The organism is Empedobacter sp. UBA5987 (genome assembly GCF_002429865.1).
In the GTDB taxonomy this organism is placed as follows: Bacteria; Bacteroidota; Bacteroidia; order Flavobacteriales; family Weeksellaceae; genus Empedobacter; species Empedobacter falsenii_B.
In genome coordinates this window covers 1-9,972 of record NZ_DJBB01000033.1, presented here as the reverse complement: position 1 = coordinate 9,972, position 9,972 = coordinate 1, and the positions used below count along the sequence as shown (strand labels likewise).

7 protein-coding genes are annotated in these 9,972 nt (G+C 31.1%); 4 read left to right on the top strand and 3 right to left on the bottom strand.

Annotated elements, in window-relative coordinates:
- Positions 1–452 precede the first annotated feature (452 nt).
- Positions 453–1,922, top strand: a complete 1,470-nt coding sequence (locus B3J26_RS05470; protein WP_414646901.1) for a glycosyltransferase family 2 protein — start codon at positions 453–455, stop codon at positions 1,920–1,922.
- A gap of 56 nt (positions 1,923–1,978) precedes the next feature.
- Here the strand turns inward: B3J26_RS05470 and zupT are convergent, their stop codons facing one another.
- Complete coding sequence (gene zupT, locus B3J26_RS05465) at positions 1,979–2,761, bottom strand: zinc transporter ZupT (RefSeq protein ID WP_291073641.1); 783 nt, start codon at positions 2,759–2,761, stop codon at positions 1,979–1,981.
- Positions 2,762–2,920: 159 nt separating this feature from the next.
- Between zupT and B3J26_RS05460 the strand changes: the two genes are divergently transcribed.
- Positions 2,921–4,216, top strand: a complete 1,296-nt coding sequence (locus tag B3J26_RS05460; protein WP_291073639.1) for a mechanosensitive ion channel family protein — start codon at positions 2,921–2,923, stop codon at positions 4,214–4,216.
- 15 nt (positions 4,217–4,231) lie between these two features.
- On the opposite strand, the gene B3J26_RS05455 is transcribed toward B3J26_RS05460, so the two are convergent.
- Positions 4,232–6,502: a DUF2339 domain-containing protein gene (locus B3J26_RS05455; protein WP_291073637.1), complete on the bottom strand. Its 2,271-nt coding sequence runs from the start codon at positions 6,500–6,502 to the stop codon at positions 4,232–4,234.
- A 117-nt stretch (positions 6,503–6,619) separates the two neighbouring features.
- Here B3J26_RS05455 and porQ point away from each other — a divergent pair, with 117 nt between their 5' ends.
- Together porQ and cmk are read left to right on the top strand one after the other, a co-directional pair.
- Positions 6,620–7,645 carry a type IX secretion system protein PorQ gene (porQ, locus tag B3J26_RS05450; protein ID WP_291073635.1) on the top strand — a complete coding sequence of 342 codons (1,026 nt, stop codon included), beginning with the start codon at positions 6,620–6,622 and terminating at the stop codon, positions 7,643–7,645.
- Between the two features lie 51 nt (positions 7,646–7,696).
- The gene (cmk, locus tag B3J26_RS05445) at positions 7,697–8,383 is read left to right on the top strand and encodes a (d)CMP kinase (protein WP_291073633.1); all 687 of its coding nucleotides are present in this window, start codon (positions 7,697–7,699) and stop codon (positions 8,381–8,383) included.
- Here the strand turns inward: cmk and B3J26_RS05440 are convergent.
- A complete protein-coding gene (locus B3J26_RS05440) occupies positions 8,373–9,302 on the bottom strand; it encodes a glutaminase (protein ID WP_291073631.1) in 930 nt (309 codons plus the stop codon). The genes cmk and B3J26_RS05440 overlap by 11 nt on opposite strands.
- Positions 9,303–9,972: the final 670 nt, after the last annotated feature.

Genomic DNA, 9,972 nt, shown 5'->3' with positions numbered 1-9,972 from the left:
AAAGTTTAAACAACTTCATTATGAAAATCTGAAGATGAGGAACAACTATAAATAATAGTAAAGCAAAAAAGTAAAAGTATATTTTTCATCATCTTTTTATTTAATCTTCGCTTAACAATCTATTGATATTCTGTTAAGCTTTGAATTTAATTTGCTGCATACATTTGCAGTAACAAAATCCTCATGTGTTAATTTATATCATTTCTCAAAATTACTTCTCTTTTCGGGAAGTTTTTTTTGTTTTTATTAAGAAATCAGATTAAAATGTAACGTACTATACGCCTAATTTTTAAGTATAATACATATTGAAATTTTATTAATAATCAGTCGTTTATAAGTGTTTTATTTTTAATAAAGATTTAACTTCTTGAGTTTTATTAACGTTAGGTGGCATAGTAGTTGTCATTTTATTCACTTTTTAATTAAAACTTAAAATTACTCAGATGACTAATATAGATTCAAAAAAAAATCTGGCAAACACGACTTTGTTATCCACCACGGAGCATAAGACAGTGTTAAAGGTTATTCGATCGGATGAACATGAAAAAAAGTCTTTACGAAATAAATTCATAGAGAGAATTTCTAAAAACTGCCTTACAAAGAAAGATTATCTAGTTATTGCTACAACTTTTGTGATTATGCTAACTTCTATTCTTTTTTTGTTTATTTACCAAAATGAATTTCTACAATGGCACAGCACAAAATTATCTACCTGGTGGGGTGTTATTATTTATAGCCTTGGATTGGCACTTCTTATTGTTAAAACTTCCTTTCTTTTTTATTTAGGCTATTTATTCATAAAATATAAACCGATCAAAAATGTTGCTGATGCAGATTTACCAACTTGTACCATTATTGTTCCGGCGTATAATGAAGGAAAATTAGTATATGATACTTTGTTGAGTTTGGCTGATAGTAATTATCCACCCGAAAAATTAGAGATTATAGCCATTGATGATGGGAGTAAAGATGATACATGGAAATGGCTTCTTGAAGCGAAGAAAGTTTTAGGCGATCGCGTTACACTTTTTCAACAGCCAAAAAATATGGGAAAACGTCATGCATTATATAAAGGTTTCAAAATTGGAAAAGGTGATGTTTTTGTGACGGTTGATAGTGATTCTATTGTTGATGAATCTACACTTAGAAACTTGGTAAGTCCTTTTGTAGTGAATGAAAATTGTGGTGCTGTCGCTGGTAATGTTCGTGTATTGAATAAAGAAAAAGGTTTGATTCCAAAAATGTTGAGTGTTAGTTTTACATTCAGTTTTGAGTTTGTTCGATCTGCTCAAAGTGCGTTAGGTTCTGTATTTTGTACACCTGGAGCGTTAGCAGCTTACAGAAAAGATGTTGTACATAATTGTTTGGAAGAATGGATAAATCAATCTTTTTTAGGGCAACCAAGTACAATCGGTGAGGATAGAGCTTTGACAAATATGATTTTGAAACAAGGTAAACATGTCTATTTTCAGAAAAATGCAATGGTTTATACCAATACTCCAGAGCGTTATAAGAATTTATACAAAATGTTTATTCGTTGGGAGAGAAGTAATGTTCGTGAGAATATTATGATGACAAAATTTGCTTTCACCAACTTTAGAGAAGGTTCTACAGTAGGAACTCGTATAATTCTGATGATGCAATGGATAAAATTAATCATGGCAATTCCATTATTTTTAATTTTAATCTTTTTTGTCGCAACACATCCAATTTTATTCATCACAAGTACATTGTCTGGCGTTTTAGTTTTTTCAAGTATTCAGATGATTTTTTACGCGAAGAAATATAACTTTAACGAAGCATTATTGGCATACGTTTACAGTATTTTCTATATGTTCACGCTTTTTTGGATTACGCCTTATGCTATTGTAACAGCAGGAAGAAGTGGTTGGTTAACGAGAGAATTACCTCAGGCAACTTAAAATTATTAAATATAAATTCACACAAAAACTTCTCTCATTGGGAAGTTTTTTTGTTTTTACATAAAAAGTACAAGACTAACCGCCATTACAAACATTCCGATTACAATTCCGTAAGTTGATAATTTTTTTCCAGCGTATTCGTTTGCGGTAGGAATTAATTCATTAATCGAAATGTAAACCATCATACCTGCGACGCTCGCAAAGATTGCTCCGAAAATTGATTCATCAAAAAATTGTAACAATACAAAATAGCCAATTAATGCGCCAATAGGTTCTGTTAATCCTGATAAAAAAGAATATAGAAATGCTTTTTTTCTATTCTTTGTAGCGTAATAGATTGGTATAGCAACGGCGATTCCTTCTGGAATATTATGAATAGCAATAGCTGAAGCTATAGAAATTCCGTAAGTTGGATTTTCTAATGCTGACAAAAAAGTTGCTAATCCTTCAGGGAAATTATGAATTGATAAAGCTAAAGCAGAAAACAAACCCAAACGCAATAATTTCTGATCGTTTGTCTCTGTTTTATTTTCATCGCAATGATGATGAGGCAATATTTTATCGATTAAAATGATGATTAAAATTCCTGCAAAAAATCCCAATAATGTATAAGTGTAACCTAATTTTTCTCCAAAAACACTTGATAATGATAATTTAGCTTTTGTTAAAATTTCTACAAAGGAGACATAAAGCATTACTCCTGCTGAAATTCCCAACATTACGCCTAAGAATTTTGGATTGAATTTTTTGTATAATAAACATAAAATACTTCCAATTCCAGTGCTAATTCCGGCAAGAAAAGTTAAACTAAAAGCAAATATTAACGGATTTGAAAACATTAATTTTAATAATTAAGTTAGATTAATCTAACAAATATAATCTTTTCATTGTTTTGAATCAAGATAAATTAAGAAACCAACAAATTTCAATGTAATTTATCAGTTGTTATAAATTATGAAAAGGATAAACTTATTTTTGTTCTATTAGTTTTTATTCAGATGGAACTTTTAGACGAAAATATTCAAAGCGATGTGTATCGCTCAATGCTCGAAATGATTGCCAAATTGGGATTATCGAGTTATTCTACCACAATAATGACAACAATTGTTCTATCAATTTTGTTAGTTATTATATTGTATGCGATCGATTTTTTATTACGAAAAGTGTTACTACTCGTTTTAACCAACTTTATCGCAAAAAGTAAAACCAAGATTGATGATTTATTGATCAAGAATAGAGTTTTGCAATTTGCAACACACATTGTTCCTGTAATTGTCGCCAAAGAAGCAATTCCACTTATCTTCAAAGGATTTCCGAATTGGATCAAAATTGCGATGCAAATAACAGATGTTGCATTGGTAATTGCTGTTGGACTGTTGTTTAATGCAATTTTTAAAGCGTTTCGAGATTTTCTTCGAGGTAATAAATCTTTTTCGGATAAACCAATTGATAGTTATCTGCAAGTGATGAATATTTTAGTTTTCTTTGTTTGCGGAATTCTAATTTTTTCGATTGCGACAGGAAAATCGCCTATTACATTTTTGGTTTCTTTGGGAGCGGCTTCGGCGGTTTTGATGTTGGTTTTTAAAGATTCAATATTAGGTTTTGTGGCGAGTATTCAGGTTTCGATGAATGATATGGTGCGCGTTGGAGATTGGATTGAAATGACAAAATATGGCGCAGACGGAAATGTTACCGAGATTAATTTAGGAACGGTAAAAGTTCAGAATTTTGATAAAACAATTACAACAATTCCGACGTATGCCTTGGTTTCAGATTCGTTTCGTAATTATCGCGGTATGCAAAATGCTGGTGGACGCCGCATTAAACGTTCGATAAATATTAAAATGAATTCGATTCGATTTTTGACAGAAGAAGAAATTGAAGAATTGAAAAAAATCCGCATGTTACACGATTTTATTGTGGATAGAACGAACGAAATCAATCAATATAATGTATCGAATAAAGTTGATCCAACGATTTTGGCGAATGGAAGACGAATGACGAATATTGGTCTTTTTCGACAATATATCAAGACATATACCTATAATAGTCCAAAAATTAGAACAGATTTGATGTTCGAGGTTCGACAACTTCAACCAACCGAACACGGTTTACCAATTGAACTATTTATGTTTACGAATACAACGGTTTGGAACGAATATGAAGTGATTATGGCTGATATTTTCGATCATATTATTGCGGTTGTTCCATATTTCCATTTAGAGATTTTCGAGTCACCTTCTTCGGATGATATGCGTGTAATTGCTGAAGCATTGAAAAGAAATAATTAACAAAGAAGCTGAACATTATTGTTCAGCTTCTTTGTTTTCGCTCGGTTTTTCCATCAAATTAACCATCAAATTTTTTAGTTTTTGATACATAAAAGAAGTTAATAAGATTAAAATTCCTAAAACAATAAAAGATATTATTCTGAAAATATTGCTCATTTCCCAAACATCAACGAAATATAATTTTAGAATAATCAATCCAAATAATATAATTCCAACAATAGGAAAACCTTTCAGTTGTTTTCTTAATCCGAAATAAATCAATACAAATCCTAAAACTGCCCAAATAATTGGCAATAATATCATTCGGAAAATATCGGCTTGATGCGAAAAATTAGATGAAGTTTCATCAAGTGTTATCAACATAAAACCATTGTATTTCTCGAAACTAATCACATAAACCAAGACAAGCATGCTGATGATTTGTTTTGCTTTGGAGCTTTGGAAATCGCTACTTTTTACAACTAAATAAATAATGTAAGCGGTCGGAATGAGATAACTCAAATAAAGAAAATAACTACCGATGTTGTAATTTGTTTTGCTTGGTAACAACGGAATTTCGGCAAACATTGGTAAAAATAGAATGCAAAAAGCCGCAGAAATTTGTAAAACAAGTTGCAAAGCATTTCCTAAATTTAGTTTTTCGCGCTGCGCTAAAACAAATGCAATAAAGAATAATGTATAAATCAATACATAACTTACAATCATCATAAAGTTGAAATAAGGTTCGATTTGGTAAATTAATTCGAACAAAATTCCTGTGTACATCAATAAAAGTGATGTTGAGATGAAAATAAATTTGGAATGATTGAGCTTGAAACCTAAAAATTGTTCTTCGGTTTCGAAATCTTTCATCAAATATATATTCGCAATAGAACAAATTAATGCAATAAAACTTGTGATGAAAACGTGATTGAAAATTACGACTAAATGTTTTTCAATATTGATATAATCAAACCAATTGACGCATAAAGCAATCAATAAAAATGGAAACATCGCAATGAAAAAGACTTTGAAAATGTTTTCTTTACTTTTTTTCCAAAGAAACAGTAACAAGGTTGATTCAATCGAGAAACAAATCGAGACGACATTTGCTTTAAATTGTAAGGCAATTGCAGTTGTGATAAGCGCAATACTCAAACCGATTAAGGTATTTTGTAATAAATTATTTTTAGATGTTTTGTAGATGTAAAATGCACCGAAAGCGTTTATCAATCCAAATATGAAAGCCATTAAACCATTATTATTTCCAACAATAAAATAATAAACCGAAGAAATTAAAATGGTTGATAAAATGGTATTGAAAATTAGTAAAAGGCAATTCCAAACCGAAAATTCTCCTTTTTTGATGTAGTTAATTAAACTTGTAATAGTGAAAATAACGTAAAGCAAGCCAAAGAAAAGATATTGCGTTGAGGTTTTAGAATTGTCGATCCAAGCGATACTATATATAAAGGTAAAGCCAAATGCGATAAACGAAATAACTTGCCAATCTTTTCGCCAAGCCATGTACAGCATACTCAAGTTTAGAATCGTTAAATAACCAAACAGAAATACAAAATTGCTTTCGCCTGTACTAATCATCAATGGAGCGGTAAAACCACCAATAATCGAAAAAATGGCTAAAACTTGTCGATTATATAACATTGCCATCACGATAGAGAAAATCGTTACAATTGTTAATAATCCAAAAGTGGTATTCTGAGAAAGTAAATGATATTCTCGGAAGGCGATGGTTAAGGTGAAATATAAAACGGTTAATCCGCCACCGATTAAGATGGAAGAAAAGATTTCAAAATTTTTCCGAATAAAATGAGCAATTCCAATAATTCCTAAACCAACTCCAATTCCAATCATTACTCGGAAAGTTTCGTTGATCCAATTTTGATCAATTGCATATTTTACGAAATAAGCAATTCCCAGAACTAAGGTTACAATTCCGAAAATCGTCAAGAAATTGTCTTTGATAAATGCAATTGCATTGTTGAGATTTTTATCAAAACTGCTTTCAGTTGTTTGTCTTGGTGGAATTTCGTCAAAAATACGTTTTGGCGTTTCGATTTTATGATAGGAAACAACTTCTGGTTGAGGTTCAATTTTTTTCTCTTCAACTATTTTAGGTTGCTCAATAATTGGTTTTGATTCAGTTTTAATTTCTTTTGCATCCAATTGCTCTTGTAAATGCTTTAGCTTAGTTTCTTGATAATCAATTTGTTTTTTTAGTTTCGAAACTTTATTAAACAAAATAACAATCAATACGAATATAATAATGGCAATTAAAAATTCCATAAAGTGTTTTTTAGGTAAATTGAAGTTAAGCTTTTTTTCAGAAAGCCTAAAATTTTGTTTTGCATATACCAAAATCATTCTGTTTTCGTTATTCTACAAAATCTTTATTTTTGCTAAATGTTTAAAAAGCTAAGTACATTATTGTTTATCGCGCTATCGACTTCGATTTTTGCGCAAGATGGAACGCGTGTTTACGAGTTTTTGAACATTACAACTTCTCCACGTCAAGCGGCTTTGGGAGGAAATGCAGCAACTTCTTGGGATGCTGACCCCAATTCTGCTTTATGGAATCCGGCCTTGATGAACCGAGAAATGCATGGTCAATTTGGAATCAATTACGTCAATTATATTGCGGATGTAGATTTCGGAACATTTTCGACGGTTTATGAAATCGATCAAGAAAATTTTGTTTCTGTTCATGGTCAATATGTTGATTACGGAAAATTAATTGGAACTGACGAAAATGGAAATGTGACAGGGAATTTCAAAGCAAATGATGCCGCAATTACAGTTGGTTATGCACGTGTTTTGGGCGATTATTGGACAGTTGGAGCAAATTTAAAATACATCAATTCTACTATCGAATCATATAAATCTTCGGCAATTGCTGGAGATGTTGGTCTTTCGTACCACGATTTCGATAAAAATATCAATGTTTCGCTGGTTGTGCGTAATATCGGTCAACAAATTCAAACGTATAATGGCAAAAAAGAAGATATGCCAACGCAAGTTAATTTGGGAATTTCGCATCGATTGGAGCATGTTCCGTTAGAATTTACGTTTTCTTTGCACGATTTACAGAAGTTTGATATTTCTCAACCTTATAATAAAAACGGACAGGAAGTTTCTGCTGGAAGAAAAATGATTGATCATATTTCGGTTGGAGCAGAGCTATTTCCAGAATCTGACGTTAATATGCGTTTAGGATATAATTTCAAACGTGGAAATGAATTAGCAGCCGAAGGAATTCGCTCTTTATCTGGTTTAACGTATGGTTTTGGAATCCGTATAAATGCTTTTCGATTTGAGTTTAGTCATGCGAATTACCACAAATCTGGAGGTTCTAATCACTTTGGTTTAATTCTCAATTTAGACCGAATTATTCAAGGTCGAGATTATTGGAGAAGTAATCCTTGGTTATAAAAACTTTTCAAACAACTATAAAATCTTATCTTTGTCTTCAATTCTATATAGATGAAAGAAAATTTAATTATTGCAATCGATGGATATTCTTCTACAGGAAAAAGTTCGATGTCAAAAATTATTGCAAGAAATCTTGGTTATACACATATTGACAGTGGCGCAATGTATCGCGCTGTGACTTTGTATGCATTTCAACATCAGTATATTGTCGATAATAAAATTGATGAGCAAGCATTAATAACCAATTTATCTGATATCAAGATAGAATTTCAACAAGATCTTACAACTCAAAAGAATCTTACCTTCTTGAATGGTGAAAATGTAGAAGTTGATATTCGAACGATGGAAGTTTCTAAAATGGTTAGTCCAATTTCTGAAATTCCTACTGTTCGCGATTATTGTGTTGCACTTCAACAGCAAATGGGAAAAAAAGGTGGTATTGTAATGGATGGTCGCGATATTGGGACAACAGTTTTTCCTAATGCAGATATCAAAATTTTTGTCACAGCTTCACCAGAGGTTCGTGCGCAACGTCGCTTTTTAGAATATCAACAACAAGGGAAAAATATTCCTTTGGATGAAGTGTTGAAAAATGTGAACGAAAGAGATTATATCGATTCTCATCGCGCATATTCTCCACTTCGTAAAGCTGATGACGCAATAGAAGTCGATAATTCGAACATGAATTTAGAAGAAACGGTGAATAAAGTGATGGAGATTATTAATTCTAAAAAATAGAATCCTCTGTTGCGGTTGTAAATTCTTCCAGAAATTTCATTCCTCGGTAGGAGTTTCCTTTTAAGTTTAATTTAGGACTCCAAACTGAAACAATGTAATATTTGGGCATAATTGCAACAATTCCTCCGCCAACACCACTTTTTCCAGGTAATCCAACACGAAAAGCAAATTCACCAGATTCATCATAGAAACCGCAAGTTTGCATAATAGCGTTGATTCGTTTTGTTTGACTAATGTTTAAAACTTGATAATCATCAAATAAGTTTTTTCCTTTATTAGCCAAAAAAGAAAAAGTTTTACTCAACTCCATACACGACATTTCAATCGAGCAGATATAAACATACAAATCCAGAACATCTTCTGGAGAATTATGAATGTTGCCCAACGATTTTATAAAATTTGTCAAAGCTGTATTACGATAAGCGGTAGAAAACTCACTTTTTGCAATTTTATCAGAATATTGAATAGAATAATTACCAGAAACCTTTTTAATAAAATCCAAAAAATATGCTTTCGGATCATCACAAATATCAATTAAGATGTCGCAAACCACTAAAGCACCTGAATTAATAAATGGATTTCTAGGAATTCCTTTGTCAGTTTCTAATTGCAACAATGAATTAAAAGGAGTTCCCGAAGGTTCTACATCAACTCTTTCCCAAATTTTCTCGCCAATTTCTCTATAAACTAAAGCCAAAAGCAACACTTTTGAAATACTTTGAATCGAGAATTTTTCTTCACAATCACCAAATCCAAATTGAAGTTGATCCGTAAACAATAAAGAAACTCCAAATTTCTTGCCGTCTATTTTAGATAATTCTGGTATATAGTTAGCTGTTTCACCTAAATTCTCTTCTTCAATTACTTTTAGGTAAATCTTATTTATTATCTCAAAATATTCTTTTTCTTTCGAAATCATCGCGCATATTATATATATAGTACGAATGTAAATCTTTTTTACACGTTAAACAAAATTAGAAGTTTATTTATTTTTTTAATTAAATGTATCCCGTTTCACGGAATTCCTCCTGAGTAGTTCCTTCAAAAGTATCCATTTTACTTTTCTATTGTTCAAGAAAAGCAAAACGTCTAATCATTTTATGAGTTTAAAAGGTATTCTTGAGTAATTAACAAGTTTAATTTTCCTGTCCTTTCGAGCTTGTCGAGAAATCTATCTCGTTATAATTTTGTGCTATAAAAAGAGCTTTTCTCGTCAAAAATCTAATATCTCAGTTCTCATATCTAAACATTTCAAAAAATATTTCCCATCGTACCAGCAACTTAAGGGAAGAATGTAAAATAAATGTAAAGTATGTTTGGAAGTTCGGAAAAATGGGTTGTATATTTGCAACCGCAATACGAAAGACGAGTAGTATTGAAATTGACATAAGGACTTGTATAGCGACAAAATTTATTTAAAATAAATTTGCGAGTTTAGAAATAAGTTTTACCTTTGCAAACCGATTCCGAAAGGGTTTTGGGAGTGAAAGTAGGGATTGACTTATTGAAATAAAAACTTTAAAAATTTATCAAAATAAATTTTGTTAGTTGAAAAAATAAGTATTATCTTTGCAACCGCAAATACCGAG